General features: G+C 49.0%; 22 protein-coding genes. 5 read left to right on the top strand and 17 right to left on the bottom strand.

Annotated features, from left to right (window positions below):
* Positions 1 to 7: 7 nt before the first annotated feature.
* Positions 8 to 385, top strand: coding sequence for a Na+/H+ antiporter subunit G (locus CWE23_RS13655; RefSeq protein ID WP_126820525.1), 378 nt, complete (start codon positions 8 to 10; stop codon positions 383 to 385).
* A gap of 35 nt (positions 386 to 420) precedes the next feature.
* Here CWE23_RS13655 and CWE23_RS13650 read toward each other — a convergent pair whose 3' ends face one another.
* The 16 genes from CWE23_RS13650 to dusA all read right to left on the bottom strand — a co-directional run bounded on the left by CWE23_RS13650 (position 421) and on the right by dusA (position 10,109).
* Complete coding sequence (locus tag CWE23_RS13650; protein ID WP_105306956.1) at positions 421 to 1,842, bottom strand: hypothetical protein; 1,422 nt, start codon at positions 1,840 to 1,842, stop codon at positions 421 to 423.
* Positions 1,843 to 2,004: 162 nt separating this feature from the next.
* The gene (rpsQ, locus tag CWE23_RS13645) at positions 2,005 to 2,268 is read right to left on the bottom strand and encodes a 30S ribosomal protein S17 (RefSeq protein ID WP_105306957.1); all 264 of its coding nucleotides are present in this window, start codon (positions 2,266 to 2,268) and stop codon (positions 2,005 to 2,007) included.
* The gene (gene rpmC / locus CWE23_RS13640; RefSeq protein WP_006956453.1) at positions 2,268 to 2,459 is read right to left on the bottom strand and encodes a 50S ribosomal protein L29; all 192 of its coding nucleotides are present in this window, start codon (positions 2,457 to 2,459) and stop codon (positions 2,268 to 2,270) included. Before rpmC ends, rpsQ begins: the two co-directional genes overlap by 1 nt.
* Complete coding sequence (gene rplP, locus CWE23_RS13635) at positions 2,459 to 2,872, bottom strand: 50S ribosomal protein L16 (RefSeq protein WP_105306958.1); 414 nt, start codon at positions 2,870 to 2,872, stop codon at positions 2,459 to 2,461. The genes rpmC and rplP overlap by 1 nt, the downstream gene beginning before the upstream one ends.
* A gap of 12 nt (positions 2,873 to 2,884) precedes the next feature.
* Positions 2,885 to 3,565: a 30S ribosomal protein S3 gene (gene rpsC, locus CWE23_RS13630; protein ID WP_105306959.1), complete on the bottom strand. Its 681-nt coding sequence runs from the start codon at positions 3,563 to 3,565 to the stop codon at positions 2,885 to 2,887.
* Positions 3,566 to 3,575: 10 nt separating this feature from the next.
* Positions 3,576 to 3,908, bottom strand: a complete 333-nt coding sequence (gene rplV, locus CWE23_RS13625) for a 50S ribosomal protein L22 (protein ID WP_053954203.1) — start codon at positions 3,906 to 3,908, stop codon at positions 3,576 to 3,578.
* Positions 3,909 to 3,921: 13 nt separating this feature from the next.
* A complete protein-coding gene (gene rpsS, locus CWE23_RS13620; RefSeq protein ID WP_026860408.1) occupies positions 3,922 to 4,200 on the bottom strand; it encodes a 30S ribosomal protein S19 in 279 nt (92 codons plus the stop codon).
* Between the two features lie 16 nt (positions 4,201 to 4,216).
* Positions 4,217 to 5,041, bottom strand: coding sequence for a 50S ribosomal protein L2 (rplB, locus tag CWE23_RS13615; RefSeq protein WP_105306960.1), 825 nt, complete (start codon positions 5,039 to 5,041; stop codon positions 4,217 to 4,219).
* A gap of 14 nt (positions 5,042 to 5,055) precedes the next feature.
* Positions 5,056 to 5,358 (bottom strand): 50S ribosomal protein L23, encoded by a 303-nt coding sequence (gene rplW, locus CWE23_RS13610; protein ID WP_105306961.1) that lies wholly within the window; start codon positions 5,356 to 5,358, stop codon positions 5,056 to 5,058.
* Positions 5,355 to 5,960, bottom strand: a complete 606-nt coding sequence (rplD, locus tag CWE23_RS13605) for a 50S ribosomal protein L4 (protein WP_105306962.1) — start codon at positions 5,958 to 5,960, stop codon at positions 5,355 to 5,357. Before rplD ends, rplW begins: the two co-directional genes overlap by 4 nt.
* An 18-nt stretch (positions 5,961 to 5,978) precedes the next feature.
* Positions 5,979 to 6,617, bottom strand: a complete 639-nt coding sequence (gene rplC / locus CWE23_RS13600) for a 50S ribosomal protein L3 (RefSeq protein WP_105306963.1) — start codon at positions 6,615 to 6,617, stop codon at positions 5,979 to 5,981.
* A 38-nt stretch (positions 6,618 to 6,655) separates the two neighbouring features.
* Positions 6,656 to 6,967 carry a 30S ribosomal protein S10 gene (gene rpsJ, locus CWE23_RS13595; RefSeq protein WP_006956423.1) on the bottom strand — a complete coding sequence of 104 codons (312 nt, stop codon included), beginning with the start codon at positions 6,965 to 6,967 and terminating at the stop codon, positions 6,656 to 6,658.
* A gap of 272 nt (positions 6,968 to 7,239) precedes the next feature.
* Entirely contained in the window at positions 7,240 to 8,457 is a 1,218-nt protein-coding gene (locus CWE23_RS13590; protein WP_126820524.1) for a dipeptidase, read from the bottom strand.
* Positions 8,458 to 8,513: 56 nt separating this feature from the next.
* The gene (locus CWE23_RS13965; RefSeq protein WP_262339856.1) at positions 8,514 to 8,636 is read right to left on the bottom strand and encodes a hypothetical protein; all 123 of its coding nucleotides are present in this window, start codon (positions 8,634 to 8,636) and stop codon (positions 8,514 to 8,516) included.
* A 24-nt stretch (positions 8,637 to 8,660) separates the two neighbouring features.
* On the bottom strand, positions 8,661 to 8,927 hold the full coding sequence (locus CWE23_RS13585; protein ID WP_126820523.1) for a hypothetical protein: 267 nt from the start codon (positions 8,925 to 8,927) through the stop codon (positions 8,661 to 8,663).
* Positions 8,928 to 9,113: 186 nt separating this feature from the next.
* Positions 9,114 to 10,109, bottom strand: coding sequence for a tRNA dihydrouridine(20/20a) synthase DusA (gene dusA, locus CWE23_RS13580; protein ID WP_105306966.1), 996 nt, complete (start codon positions 10,107 to 10,109; stop codon positions 9,114 to 9,116).
* A gap of 147 nt (positions 10,110 to 10,256) precedes the next feature.
* On the opposite strand from dusA, the gene zur reads away from it, so the two are divergent.
* The 4 genes from zur to CWE23_RS13560 are packed head-to-tail and all read left to right on the top strand — an operon-like array spanning position 10,257 to position 14,072.
* Complete coding sequence (gene zur / locus CWE23_RS13575) at positions 10,257 to 10,697, top strand: zinc uptake transcriptional repressor Zur (protein ID WP_105306967.1); 441 nt, start codon at positions 10,257 to 10,259, stop codon at positions 10,695 to 10,697.
* Between the two features lie 35 nt (positions 10,698 to 10,732).
* Positions 10,733 to 13,084, top strand: coding sequence for a M1 family metallopeptidase (locus tag CWE23_RS13570; RefSeq protein ID WP_126820522.1), 2,352 nt, complete (start codon positions 10,733 to 10,735; stop codon positions 13,082 to 13,084).
* A gap of 25 nt (positions 13,085 to 13,109) precedes the next feature.
* A complete protein-coding gene (locus CWE23_RS13565; protein ID WP_126820521.1) occupies positions 13,110 to 13,577 on the top strand; it encodes a DUF6702 family protein in 468 nt (155 codons plus the stop codon).
* A gap of 24 nt (positions 13,578 to 13,601) precedes the next feature.
* Positions 13,602 to 14,072, top strand: a complete 471-nt coding sequence (locus tag CWE23_RS13560) for a chemotaxis protein CheX (protein ID WP_126820520.1) — start codon at positions 13,602 to 13,604, stop codon at positions 14,070 to 14,072.
* On the opposite strand, the gene dnaB is transcribed toward CWE23_RS13560, so the two are convergent.
* Positions 14,073 to 15,467, bottom strand: coding sequence for a replicative DNA helicase (gene dnaB / locus CWE23_RS13555; RefSeq protein WP_105306970.1), 1,395 nt, complete (start codon positions 15,465 to 15,467; stop codon positions 14,073 to 14,075).
* Positions 15,468 to 15,505 lie beyond the last annotated feature (38 nt).

Below are 15,505 nucleotides of genomic sequence, written 5' to 3'. Positions count from 1 at the left end.
TATAATAATGGACGTACTTAATGAACTTCCGCTCTGGAGCCAGTACCTTATCGGATTCTTTATCTTACTGGGTTCTATCTTTGCGTTTATCGGATCGTTGGGTCTGGCGGTTCTACCGGACTTTTTTACTCGTCTGCACGCGCCCACCAAAAATACCACCCTGGGTATTGGCGGCATTGTCATCGCTTCGATTATTGCGACATCAGTACAAGGCAGTGTTACGTTGAGTGAGTTGTTGATTGCCATCTTTTTGTTTTTAACAGCGCCTATTAGCGCCCACATTATGGCAAAAGCAGCACTGCATACAGAACTGAAGATGTTTCATCGCACCCGGGATTATCGACAAGAAGGTGACGCTTACGAGCACAAAAAAGCCGACTCTTGAGGTCGGCTTTTTTAATGCTGCTATTAACCGGGTGGTTAGAAGTAGTAACCAAAGTTAATGTTAAAGCGGTCATTAACCTCACCACCGTCGGTGGCAATATTACCGCCGATGAATGGCTGGTTTTTAGCGCGTACGTAATCGACGTAGGTGTAGAAACCGCCACCGGCCGCTACCGCAACACCCAGTACGTTCATCCAGGTATCGTCTTGATAACCCGCTTTATCGGTAATGATGCTATGGTCATTATAGAAGGTTAAGCTGGTGATAGGGCCAATCTCTACAGGCAATGTATAGGCGACGTTACCGGTGTAGATTTTCGCTTCCGTAGGAATCGCATCGTAATAGGCATAAGCGCCCATATAAACGCCGCGGTTTTCTACCTCAAGATCATACTCATAATCAGCATACTGTAACTGCACGTTCCACGGACCGTTGTTATAGTTAGCATGAGCGCCCCAAGCAAAACGGTTACCAACGTTTTGGTCATTGTACTGAGCGTACTGCTCAAAACCTTCCGCGACCGTGCCTGAGTAGTAGTTATTACCCTGCGCAGACAAGCCGACTTCCAGGTTGTGGTCATCCGCGAACGTGAACACTCGTGCACCACGGACAGCATAGCTGTTGCTCTCGCCCACAGCTAACCCTGGGGTATCGTAAGCGCCCTGTCCAGGCAAACGAATACCCACGGTGTCGTAGTTGTAACGAGCCGTGCGATCGCTGGTAGAGCCGTCTACACCACCCTGTTCATCGGATTTGTGATAGGCAATATCAAACTGCCATTGATCGTCGCGATACAATAACCGGATGCCGTTGTCGTGCTCGTCCTCTAAACCGACATAGAAGGTCGAGTTAAAGAAGTAACTGTGCGAGTTATAAGGCATGTTACCGAATGGAACTTTGACGACACCTACCTGACCTTGCCAGTTATCGGTGAAGTTATACCCAAACCAAGCGTGTTTAACGGTGTCCATGTAATGGAACCAACGGTATTCCGCCGACAAGATGACATCGCCAATTTCGCCGTCGAAGTTAAGACGGAAAATATCAAAGTCTAGGTCACCGGTGCGGTTTTCATTGCCCGAGTTGTAATTATTGTATTCATACTGAAAACGTACGGCACCATGGACTTTAATGGGCCAATTTTCGTTTTCTTCGGTTTTTTCTTCGAGTTTCGCTAAGCGAGCCTGAACGCCTGAGTCTGCTGCCGCTTCATCAGTTGCGCGGGTTCGCTTTTTAGCACCTTTTTTGTAGTCTTTACGCGTCATCATTTCTTCATGACGCTGCTGCATTTGTTCCTTTTTCTGTTCCTGCTCTGCTAATCGCTGCTCAAGTTCAGCCAGTTTCTGCTTCAGCATCTCGATTTCGGATTGCACACTCTGCTCGTCCTGTGGTGCCGCATGCGCGAGCACCGGAGAAGCTGCCAATACCGAGGCTGCTAGTATCCATCCTTTTGCCATAAAGAACTCCTTTGTTGGGCGCTAGTTTTAAACCTGTCAGTATAACGAAAGATTTGATTTATATTTTAGTATAACTTCCTGACTATTACCGACATTTTTAACGTTTAGATCAAAAAAGGCCTCCACAAGGGAGGCCTTTTGTCGTTCAAACGTTATCTGCTATTAGACAACGGTAGCACGCTCAACAACTTCAAGCAGTGTCCAAGATTTGTTCTTAGACAATGGGCGTGATTCGCGAACGATCACGACGTCACCCATTTTGCACTGATTGTCTTCATCGTGTGCATGTACCTTAGTTGTACGCGAGATGTATTTGCCGTAGACCGGGTGCTTAACACGACGCTCAACAGCTACAGTGATGGTCTTATCCATCTTATCGCTGACAACTTTGCCTTGCAGAGTACGAATACGTTTTTCTTCAGCCATTACGCACCTGCCTTCTCGTTTAAGATGGTTTTGATACGTGCGATATCGCGACGTACTTGCTTCATCATGTGAGTCTGATTCAGCTGACCGGTTGCCGCTTGCATGCGCAGGTTAAACTGCTCACGACGCAAGTTCAGCAATTCTTCTTGCAGCTGCTCAACGGTTTTTTCTTTCAATTCACTTGCTTTCATCACATTACCGTCCGAGTCACAAAAGTGGTTTTGAATGGCAGTTTACGAGCCGCAAGACGGAACGCTTCACGTGCCAGTTCTTCAGAAACACCGTCCATTTCGTACAGTACGCGACCTGGCTGAATCTGAGCAACCCAGTATTCGACGTTACCTTTACCTTTACCCATACGAACTTCTAATGGCTTCTTGGTAATTGGCTTGTCTGGGAATACACGGATCCAGATTTTACCTTGACGCTTAACGTGACGAGTCATAGCACGACGGCCAGCTTCAATTTGACGCGCGGTCATACGACCACGGTCAGTCGCCTTCAAACCGAAGGTTCCGAAGCTGACTTTGTTACCAGACTGCGCCAGACCACGGTTGCGGCCTGTGTGAACCTTACGGAATTTTGTACGCTTAGGTTGTAACATTATCGTCTCTCCTTACTTACGGTTTTTGCCGCGCTTAGGAGCTGGCTTTTCTTCTGTTGGCAAGCCACCTAAGACTTCGCCACGGAAAATCCAGACCTTCACACCAATGATACCGTAAGTGGTGTTCGCTTCTGACGTCGAGTAGTCGATGTCCGCACGCAACGTGTGCAGAGGTACACGACCTTCACGGTACCACTCAGTACGTGCGATTTCAGCACCGCCCAAACGGCCACTAACTTCAACCTTGATGCCTTTGGCACCCAGGCGAATGGCGTTTTGAACAGCACGCTTCATCGCGCGACGGAACATAACACGACGTTCCAACTGACCGGCAATGTTGTCAGCAACAAGCTGAGAGTCCAGCTCAGGCTTACGTACTTCAGAAATGTTGATTTGCGACGGAGCGCCAGTCAACTTCTGAACCTGCTTGCGCAGTTTTTCTACGTCTTCGCCTTTTTTACCGATAACAACGCCTGGACGTGCAGTGTGAATGGTCACACGAACACTTTTAGCAGGGCGCTCGATAACGATACGCGACACTGATGCATTGCGCAGTTCCTTTGTCAGGAACTTACGTACCTGATGGTCACTGTGCAGGTTATCAGCGAATTCGTTTGTATTCGCATACCAGGTTGCATTCCATGGTCTGGAGATACCTAGGCGAATACCATTAGGATGTACTTTCTGACCCATAATTTATCTCCTAGCTATCCGACACGACCACAGTAATGTGGCTGGTGCGCTTAAAGATACGATCGGCACGGCCTTTCGCACGTGGCTTGATGCGCTTCATCGTAGGACCTTCGTCTAAGAAGATCTTAGCGACTTTCAGCTCATCAATGTCCGCACCTTCGTTGTGTTCCGCGTTAGCGATAGCTGATTCAAGAACTTTCTTGATCAAGCCAGCTGCTGCTTTCGGGCTGTACGCAAGGATGTCCAGTGCTTTCTCTACTGGCAAACCGCGAATTTGGTCTGCGACCAAACGGCCCTTCTGAGCAGAAACGCGGGCAAATTGGTGTTTAGCAATTGCTTCCATCACTCTCTACCTCTTACCGTTTCTTCGCTTTCTTATCAGCAGCGTGGCCGCGATAAGTACGGGTTGGTGCGAATTCACCCAGTTTATGACCGATCATTTCGTCAGAAACGAAAACTGGAACGTGTTGACGGCCGTTGTGAACAGCGATCGTCAAACCGATCATATCTGGAATAATCATTGAACGACGGGACCAAGTTTTAATTGGCTTCTTATCCCCGGCTTCCAACGCTTTCTCCACCTTATTTAGCAGGTGAAGGTCAATAAATGGACCTTTTTTAAGAGAACGTGGCATGTTTAATCCTCAACTCTTATTTGTTGCGACGGCGTACGATGAACTTATCAGTACGCTTGTTTTTACGGGTTTTGTAGCCCTTGGTCGGCGTGCCCCAAGGTGTCACTGGGTGACGACCACCAGAGGTACGGCCTTCACCACCACCGTGCGGGTGATCAACTGGGTTCATCGCCACACCACGAACGGTAGGACGAACACCGCGCCAACGTTTGGCACCAGCTTTACCCAATTGACGAAGCATATGCTCTGCATTGCCCACTTCGCCGATAGTTGCACGACCTTCAGACTGCACACGGCGCATCTCGCCAGAACGCAAACGGATGGTGACATAAGCACCGTCACGGGCAACGATCTGTGCGTAAGCACCTGCTGAACGAGCCAGCTGTGCGCCTTTACCTGGTTGCATTTCCAAAGCGTGAACAACAGTACCCACTGGGATGTTGCGCATCGGTAATGCATTACCTGGTTTGATAGGTGCATCAGAGCCTGACTGAATGCGGTCGCCCACGTTCAGGTTCTTAGGCGCAAGAATGTAACGACGTTCGCCGTCTGCATACAGTACCAAAGCGATGTTCGCTGAACGGTTTGGATCGTATTCGATACGCTCAACCTTACCAGGGATACCATCTTTGTTACGTTTAAAGTCGATAATACGGTAATGGTGCTTATGACCACCGCCGATGTGGCGAACCGTAATACGACCGTTGTTGTTACGACCACCAGACTTGCTGTTTTTCTCTAGCAAGGGGGCGTAAGGCTTGCCTTTGTACAGGTCCTGACCGACGACTTTAACGACGTGGCGTTGACCCGGAGACGTAGGCTTACTTTTAACTACAGCCATGATTATTCCTCCTGTTACTCAGCGCCGCCAACGAAGTCGATGTCAGCACCCTCTTTCAGGGCTACGTACGCTTTTTTCCAATCGTTGCGTTTACCGAAACGGAAACCGGTACGCTTGGTTTTACCCTTCACGTTCACGGTGCGTACGTTCTTAACTTCAACTTCAAAAAGTTTTTCGACAGCTGCTTTAATTTCGGATTTGGTCGCATCTTTAGCTACTTTGAAAACAACCGTGTTGTTGCCTTCAGCAGTCATGGTGCTTTTTTCCGAAACGTGAGGTGCTAGGATCACATTAAGCAAACGTTCTTCGCGCATCATGATAACACCTCCTCAAGCTGCTTGACTGCGTCGGCAGTCATCAGGACGTTTTCGAAAGCGATTAAGCTAACAGGGTCGATACCTTGAACGTCGCGTACGTCAACTTTGTGCAAGTTGCGAGAGGCTAAGAACAGGTTCTCGTCCACATCTTTAGTCACGATCAAAACGTCGTTCAGGTTCAAACCTTTCAGTTTTTCAACCAATTGCTTAGTCTTCGGTGCGTCAACACTGAAGTTTTCAACAACGGTTAAACGATCCTGACGAATCAGTTCTGACACGATGCTTTTGATCGCACCGCGGTACATCTTTTTATTTACTTTTTGGGCATGACTTTGCGGTTTAGCCGCAAATGTCGTACCACCTGAGCGCCAGATCGGACTGCGGATAGTACCCGCACGTGCACGACCGGTGCCTTTTTGACGCCATGGCTTCTTGCCGCCGCCTGCAACTTCAGAACGAGTCTTCTGTGCTTTAGTACCCTGACGGGCACCGGCTGCGTAAGCAACGACTACCTGGTGGACAAGTGCTTCGTTAAACTCACGTCCAAAGGTAGCTTCGGAAACCTCAAGAGCGCCTTTTGCGTCTTTCAATGTTAATTCCATCACCATTCTCCTCAGACGTTACGCCTTGACCGCAGGTTTAACGATAACATCACCACCGGTAGCTCCAGGGACCGCACCTTTGATCAACAACAGGTTGCGTTCTGCATCTACACGGACCAACTCAAGTGATTGAGTAGTGACGCGTTCGTTACCCATTTGACCAGCCATTTTCTTGCCTTTAAATACTTTACCAGGCGACTGGTTTTGACCGATTGAACCCGGTGCACGGTGTGACAATGAGTTACCGTGGGTAGCGTCCTGAGTGCGGAAGTTCCAGCGCTTCACGGTACCGGCAAAGCCTTTACCTTTAGAAGTTCCGGTAACATCCACTTTCTTTACTTCTGCAAATACTTCAACAGTCAGTTCAGAACCAACTGTGTAGTCTTCGCCTTCGCCATCTGCAAGGCGGAATTCCCAAAGACCGCGACCAGCCTCTGTACCAGCTTTAGCAAAGTGACCTGCTAAAGGCTTGGTGACACGGCTTGCTTTCTTCTCGCCTGTGGTCACTTGAAGCGCGCGATATCCGTCAGTGTCGTCAGATTTAACCTGAGTCACACGGTTCGCCAACACTTCGATCACAGTAACAGGAACAGAAGCGCCGTCTTCCTGGAAGACACGCGTCATTCCTACTTTACGACCGACTAGACCTATAGCCATTGTTAAAACCTCTCGTGTGTAATCCTATTACTGCCCACTTAACCCAAGCTGATCTGTACATCAACACCAGCTGCCAAATCTAAACGCATCAGAGCGTCTACGGTTTTGTCAGTTGGGTCCATGATATCGATCAGACGCTTGTGGGTGCGGATTTCGTACTGGTCACGCGCATCTTTGTTTACGTGTGGAGAAATCAGCACGGTGAAGCGTTCTTTCCGTGTTGGCAGTGGAATTGGACCACGTACCTGAGCACCAGTGCGCTTAGCAGTATCTACGATCTCTGCCGTTGACTGGTCGATCAGACGGTGATCGAACGCTTTCAAACGAATCCGAATTCTTTGATTAGCCATAAAAAATCAAAGCCTCAATTAAAGAGCATTTAAAAAAGAGCACAGACAAACGCAAACCTCCCTGGCACATACCGGGGGTGCGATCATCTACGTCAACCATTCAGTCCCCTATCGGGACTGTTGTGGAACATCAATTATGTAAGTCAGTCGACTTAGGGAAAATTGACGTGGTCGCGAATTATACAGCTTCGCGACCGTATGTCAACATTTAGCAGTAAGTAGGTCGCGCCTATGGCGCGACTTCATGGTATGACTTGCGCCACAGGCGCAAGTTACTTCGCGAGGTCTTCCACCTGCTGCCAGACACGCATAAAGTTGCCCCCCAGAATCATTTCGATTTCTTTCTCTGAATAGCCGCGGTCTAACAACCCTTGTACCAGGTTTGGATAGGTCGATACATCTTTCAAACCAACCGGCAAAGAGTCACCCACGCCGTCGTAGTCTGAACCAATACCGATGTGTTCAACACCGATCAATTCTTTAACGTAGTCGATATGGTCGAGTACCTGATCGAGTGTTGCGTAGGGATATGGGTTATTGGCTTCGATCTCCGCTACGCGGCGTTTTGCTTCATCACTTTCCTTGCCAAACTGCTCATACACCGCTGCAATGCGCTTTTTCATCATATCGCGATAACGGTTGGCTTGCTGAGCAACAAAGGAGGAGCCAAAGTTGATTTGAACGACACCGCCGTTTTCCGCCAGTTTCTTCAGCATATCGTCGCTCATGTTACGCTCAAAGCCGGGCGTAAACTGACGTAAAGACGAATGCGAGGCGATAACCGGCGCTTTGGTTGTTTCGATAACATCATAAAAGGCGTCGTCAGAGATATGTGATACGTCGATCATCATGCCAATGTCATTACAGGCTTTGACTAAATCGAACCCGAACTCACTCAGACCGTTCCACTGTTTACGGATGTCATAAGAAGAGTCGGAAATGTGGTTGGTTTGCGAATGGGCAAACGAAATGTAACGGACACCGCGCTCATAGAACATCTCAAGATTCGCCAGGTCGCCTTCCATCGGCGTACCGTTCTCCATCCCCATGGCTATCGACATCAGTCCATTGTTCATATTTTCGCGAGCTTCGGCCGGCGAGTAAGCCAACGCAAATTTATCCGGAGCGCGACCGACCAGTGCTTCCATACTGTCGATCAAATCATGCGCTAACTCGATACTGCCGCCGGTTTGCTCATACTCCGCAGGAATATAAATTGCCATAAAGGGCACATTAAGACCGCCGGCAACGGCGCGCGGATAATCGAAATCGCCATCGGCTGTTGCCACCGAGACATCTTCCCAGCGGTTATGAATGCGATACGGAACATCAATATGTGTATCGGCAATTAAATACTTCTTCGCCAGTTGTTGTGCTTTTTCACTCGCTTGATATTCGCCGTTGGCGCTATTGTCCTGGGCGACCGCGTAAAATGTGGCACAGGCTCCCATTACCGCCAGCAATGACGCTTTTATCGTTGTTTTTAACATGCTCAGTCCTCGGTAATACAACAGTTGTTCTTGTGACCAAGCAGGTTAGCAAATCTTTAACTGTGGCGCATCATTGATGCGCCAAACATGATAAAAGCGCCGATGACTAACGTTCCGATAACTAAGGTTCCTAGCACCGGCGCAATAAGCCAGGCAAGCCACCATTCATTGATAAACATGGTTAACCTCCACTTACTACAGAATTAGTGAGATTGAGGTTGGCTGGCTTTTTCGTCGACCGTTTCATTAGCCGCGACGGTTTGCTCGCTCTCAGACATCAGCAACTCATCGCCCCAGGCTGATAAAGTTTCAATAACAGTCGCTTTTGTGACGTTAAACAGTTCTACCGACACGTTGGCAACCTGCTCACTGATGAAGGATGTGGATTCTTCTTCTGCCTGTTGAGCGGAAGCGGTACTTGACAGCATAAGGGCTGTTACAGCTACGGAAGTTAATACAAGCTTTTTCATGATGTTCTCCTTTGTATTCGCCATTTTGTTCGACTTATCAGTTAAGTCGTAGGTACTAATACAAAGGTTGTGCCAACTTCCAAATATGTCTTAACTCATTGATTTTTATTGTTTTATTTTTTAGCAACACAGCGAGTGGATGACAGCCCTTAGAGTGGGCAATAACTTTTTAGCAAATTTGACCAACTAGCTGGTCAAATCCGCTAATTTGGTCTCGCGACTTTCCCGAAAAGCCAATGCTCCCTCGATCAGTGCGCGCGCGTCATCCGCTTTAGGACCTTTAATGCTCAGGTACTGACGCCATTTCTTGCCACCCGGCTGACCCTGGAAAAGCCCCAGCATATGGCGTACCACATGCCACGCACGTCCACCGCCACGGATATGTTGATCGATATAGTCGATCATCTGCACGGCAACGGCTTCACGGTGTGATGGTATGGTTGACGCTTCGTCGATGGTCGCAAGCTCGGTCAGCAACCAAGGGTTCTGGTAGGCCTCTCGACCAATCATAACCGACTCTACATAGGTGAGGTGATGATAAACCTCGGTCAACGTTGTTATTCCCCCATTGATACTCATTGGCACACTCGGGTAGCGCTGTTTGGCACGATAAACACGGTCGTATTGCAACGGCGGGATCTCTCGGTTTTGCTTTGGACTCAAGCCACTTAACCAGGCTTTACGAGCGTGTAACGTCAGTTGATCCACGCCCGCAGCAACCACTGCATCCAGAAACCGATACAGAAATTCATCAGAGTCCTGTTCGTCAATGCCGAGGCGGGTTTTCACGGTTACCGGAATATCCGTCACTTGCTTCATCGCCGCGACGCATTCAGCAACGGTTTCGGGCTGAGCCATCAAGCAGGCACCAAAACTGCCGTTCTGAACCCGGTCGGACGGACACCCCACATTAATGTTGACTTCATCGTAACCTCGTTGTTGAGCCAATGCCGCGCAACGCGCCATCGCCTCAGGGTCACTCCCGCCTAATTGCAACGCGACCGGATGTTCAGCCTCGTTATAGGCAAGAAAGTCCTGTTGCCCGAACAGTATTGCGCCGGTTGTCACCATTTCCGTATAAAGTAGTGTCTGCGGTGACAATAGCCGATGAAAATACCGGCAATGGCGATCCGTCCAATCCAGCATCGGGGCGACTGAGGTTTTGTAAGGGTAAGACGACATAAGGCTGCAAAAACCCGGGAAACGTTTGATGATTGTGGCGATTATACCCAATAATTGGCTAACTCTCATCCGCCATTGTCAGAAAAGCGGTTGCCTGCCCCTTAAAAGGGATTACAATAGGACTTCAATATTGAGAAATGAAACGCTATGACGAAGTCAGAAACCGAACGTCTTGTTCGCAAGGCAGAAAAACTGTGCCAGAAACGAGGCGCCCGTATGACGCCAACACGTAAGGAAGTGTTCACTATCCTTGCGATGCAATCTGGCTCGATTGGCGCTTACGATCTTCTGGAACAGTTAAAAGCAGCGGTTCCTAATGCCAAGCCGCCAACCATTTACCGCGCTCTGGATTTCTTACAAGAGCAGGGGTTCGTGCACAAAATCACTTCATCGAACAGTTTCGTGCTTTGCTCTCATTTCGATCATCACCACCCGGTGCAAATGTTAATCTGCGAATCCTGCGGCAATGTCCAGGAAATACAATCCGAAGGTGTGTACGAAGAGCTTCAGCATCAGGCTGAAGATCAAGGCTTCCTGGTCCAAGAGCAGACCATTGAGGCGCATGGTTTATGCGCTAACTGCCACTAACTAAAAATAACGAAAAACAACAAGTAGGATGTCCCATGAAACTACCTTACCTGCTGGGAATTACCGTTGCCAGCATTGGCTTTACAACCCTTGCCAACGGGCAAGCCTTTGACGACAAATTCCGCCAGTTAAATGACGATAAATTCAGAACCCCTAATGTTTATCGCACCGCATCCGGCGCACCGGGTCACGAATACTGGCAACAGGAAGTCGACTACGACATTCGCGTTACACTGAACGATGACAACCAGAGTGTCAGTGCACGCAGCACCATCACCTACACCAACAACTCACCGGACACCTTGCGTTATTTGTGGGTTCAACTGGATCAAAACCGTTTTAAGAAAGACTCTATCGGGCCACAATCCAGAGCAACTTCAGCAGACAGCCTAGAGCGTGTCAGTTTCTCACGCATGGAGAGCATGCTCACCCAGGAAGAGTTTCCGGCGGGCTACACCATTACCGATGTCAGTGATACACGTGGCGAGCCGATGGATTACACCATCAATGATACCATGATGCGCATTGACCTCGACGAAGCACTGGCGTCCGGCGACAGTGTCACCTTTAATATCGGTTGGCAGAACAACATTATCGAAGCCGATGTCTTAGGGGGTCGTGGTGGTTACGAGTATTTTGAAGACGACGGTAACTATCTGTATGAAATGGCTCAGTGGTTTCCGCGCATGGCCGCTTATTACGACGTTGAAGGCTGGCAGAACAAACAGTTTATCGGCAATGGCGAGTTTGCGCTCGAGTTTGGCGATTACACCGTTGCTATTACAGTACCGGCCGATCACATTGTAGCGTCCACCGGCGAATTGCAAAATGCCGACGAGGTTCTAACCGACGTCCAGCTTGAGCGTCTGGAACAAGCCAAGTCAGCGGATAAGCCGGTTAAAATTGTGACCGAAGAAGAAGCCTTAGAGAACGAGAAAGAAGGTACCGACGAGACCAAAACCTGGGTCTTCAAAGCGGAACAAGTTCGTGATTTCGCCTGGGCTTCATCGCGTAAGTTTATTTGGGATGCACAACGCTATCAAAAAGGTGAAACCGACGTGATGGCGATGTCATTTTATCCCGAAGAAGGCAACCCACTGTGGGAGCGTTATTCAACGGCGTCAATTATTCATACCATTGACGTGTATAACGATTACAGCTTTGACTACCCCTACCCTGTTGCCATTTCGGTAAACGGCCCGGTCGGTGGCATGGAGTACCCCATGATCACCTTTAACGGTCCGCGCCCATACCTGGATGAAGACAGCGGTAAAAAATATTACTCCAAGCGCACCAAATACGGTTTAATTACCGTCATTATCCACGAAATCGGTCATATTTATTTTCCGATGATCGTTAACTCTGACGAACGTCAGTGGACCTGGATGGATGAAGGCATCAACACCTACCTGCAGTTCCTGGCAGAACAGGAGTGGGAGCCGGATTACCCGTCCTGGCGTGGTGATGCGCGTAATATCGTGACCTACATGGCAAGTGATAATCAAATGCCGATCATGACCAACTCCGAGTCTATTCTGCAGTTTGGCAACAACGCCTACGGTAAACCGGCAACGGCGCTGAACATTCTGCGTGAAACCATTGTCGGTCGCGAGCTGTTTGATTTTGCGTTCCGTGAATACGCCAATCGCTGGAAGTTTAAACGCCCGACACCTGAGGACTTGTTCCGCACGTTGGAGGATGCCAGCGGTGTCGATTTGGACTGGTTCTTCCGCGGTTGGTTTTACACCACGGACCATGTTGATATCAGCCTCGACCAGGTAAACCTGCTGACCGTCAGTACGCAGGACCCGGAAGTTGAAGCGGCATGGCGCAAGCAGGTTGATGAGCAGGATCCCGAAACCATCACCGCCATTCGTAACCAGGACGTGATGTACAAAATCCATCAACAAGAGCAGTTGCAGGACTTTTATAACGAACACGACGAATACACCGTGACCAACGCTGATCGCAACAAGTACAAGCAGCTACTGGATGGTCTGAACGACGAGCAAAAAGAGATGCTGAACAACGGCAGTAACTTTTATGTCTTAGACTTCAGCAATCTGGGCGGTCTGGTCATGCCTATCCTGCTGGACCTGCACTACGAGGACGGCAGCAAAGAACACGTCCGGATTCCGGCAGAAATCTGGCGCCGCTCTCCAGAGCAAGTCAGCAAACTGCTTATCCGCGACAAGACCATCAAAGAAATCGTGCTGGACCCATACTGGGAAACGGCTGATGTTGATACCACCAACAACTATTGGCCAGCCCGTCCGGTACCGTCACGCATCGAGCTGTTTAAGCGTGGTGACCGCGACAACAGCATGATGGAAGATTACGATGAAGAACTGAAAACCGATGAACCAAAAACCGACGATGAGAACTAAATTCGCCGCTGTTTTTGGCGTTATCATGAGTATTGCGCTGCTGCCCACGGCAGCAGCGCATAAATACTTTTTTGGTCTGACTGAAGTCAGTCATAACGCCCGAACGGAACACCTTGAAGTGGTTCACCAATACACCCTTCATGACGTTCAGCGGGCACTCAAATTAAACTATGGCGACGACTTTCAGATCGACGATTCCGGTGCGGAAGAAAAAATAAAAGCATGGCTTGAAAACCATTTCGAGCTGTTTGACAGTAAAGGTAATAGGCTTAAATTAAACTGGGTCGGCTTTGAAGCCGATTTCCAGAACATTTGGCTGTACCAGGAATACGCGGCAGACACAGCAGAATTTTGTGACTGGCGTGTTAGTAACACGATGTTAATGGATGTCTTTTCGGCACAGGTCAATACCATTAATTTTGTAACTCCGGCAGCAACCCATGGGGTGACGCTGACCAAAGGACGTAGTTTAAAGTCCGTTAGTTGTAACTGATTACAAAAAAAGGGACGAGATTGCATGAATGCTGAATTCGTAAATCCATTTCTGCAGGCATTGCAAAATGTATTGTCAATGATGGCGCAAATGGAGTTGAAACCCGGCAAACCTCAAATCAAGAAAGATGAATATGCGCGCGGTGATGTCTCCGGCATTATCGGTATGGTGGGACCACAAATAAAAGGCTCATTTTCTATCTCTTTTGAGGAGAATCTGGCGTGTGAAATAATGCACAAAATGCTCGGTGAAATGCCAGAATCAGTCGATGATGAAGTCTGTGACATGGTCGGCGAGATCACCAATATGGTTACCGGTGGTGCAAAGAAGACGCTCGGCGAAAAAGGCTATGAATTTGATATGGCCACACCTATCGTCGTGTCCGGTCGCGACCATACCATTTCTCACCGCTCAGAAGGGCCGAGAATCATCATGCCCTTCAGCCATATCGCCGGTAAAGCGTATATCGAAATTTGTTTCGATAAAATCAGTTAATTAATAATGGTCATCGTCTGCGGCGCGGGCAAAGTTGTCGAACCGTGACAGATGACCATGAAATTTCAGCTCAATTTTACCAATCGGGCCGTTCCGCTGCTTACCGATAATAATTTCGGCCAGGCCTTTCTCAGCGCTGTCAGGGTGGTAAACCTCATCACGATAGATGAACATGATAACGTCGGCGTCCTGCTCGATAGAGCCCGATTCACGTAAATCTGAGTTAACCGGCCGTTTGTCAGAGCGTTGCTCCAGTGAGCGATTCAATTGCGACAGCGCAACCACCGGTACATTTAACTCTTTCGCCAGTGATTTAAGTGACCGCGATATCTCGGCAATTTCCAGGGTGCGGTTTTCTGACATCCCCGGCACCGTCATCAATTGCAGGTAATCCACCATAATCATGGCTAAGCCACCGTGATCGCGGGCAATACGACGCGAGCGCGAGCGCACTTCGGTGGGGGTTAACCCCGACGCATCATCGATGTACAAGTTATTCTTTTCATTGAGAATGTTCATGACCGAAGCAATTCGGGCCCAGTCATCGTCTTCGAGTTTACCGGTACGGACTTTGTTTTGATCCACCCGACTCAGAGACGCCAGCATACGCATCATGATCTGTTCCGCCGGCATCTCGAGACTGAATACGAGCACCGGTTTTTCTTCATTCATGGCGATGTTTTCAGCCAGGTTCATGGCGAACGTGGTCTTACCCATAGATGGACGTGCGGCAACGATGATTAAATCGGAGGGTTGCAGCCCAGCCGTCATTTGGTCGAGGTCATGGAATCCACTGGAGACGCCGGTAACGCCATTGTGATTCTTAATTTTGCTGAGCGCATCAATACGTTCGATGGTTTTCGCCAGAATGTCACTGACACCCTTTGGTCCTTCGGTCGCACTGGTGCGTTTTTCCGCAATTCGAAAGACTTTGCTCTCGGCTTCGTCGAGAAGCTCCTGACTGGTACGGCCCTGGGTATCATAGCCGGACTCGGCAATATCGTTAGCAGCGGCAATCATCTCGCGTAATACCGCGCGCTCTCGAACGATGTTTGCATACGCCAGAATGTTGGCAGCACTGGGTGTGTTTTTTGAGATTTCGCCAAGGTAAGCGAAGCCCCCCACTTTTTCCAGTTCACCGGCCGCTTCAAGCGTTTCTGATACGGTCACTAAATCCATCGGTTGGCTGTTATCAGCCAACTTCTGCATCGCCTGAAATATCAGTCGGTGGCCCCGATGATAAAAGTCCTGCGCAATAATGCTTCCGGCAACTTTGTCCCAGGCATCATTATCTAACATCAGACCGCCAAGCACCGACTGCTCTGCTTCGATCGAGTGAGGCGCTGATCGCAGCGCCTCGATAGATTTATCCGTTTTTTTAGCGGGTTCAGCCATGCAAAGTTATTCTCATTGGTTAGCGTCAAACAACCCGC

Origin of the sequence: Idiomarina aquatica (genome assembly GCF_003987185.1) — a bacterium.
In the GTDB taxonomy this organism is placed as follows: domain Bacteria; phylum Pseudomonadota; class Gammaproteobacteria; order Enterobacterales; family Alteromonadaceae; genus Idiomarina; species Idiomarina aquatica.
Note: the sequence above shows the minus strand (reverse complement) of the source record. Positions and strands in the feature narration are given on the sequence as shown.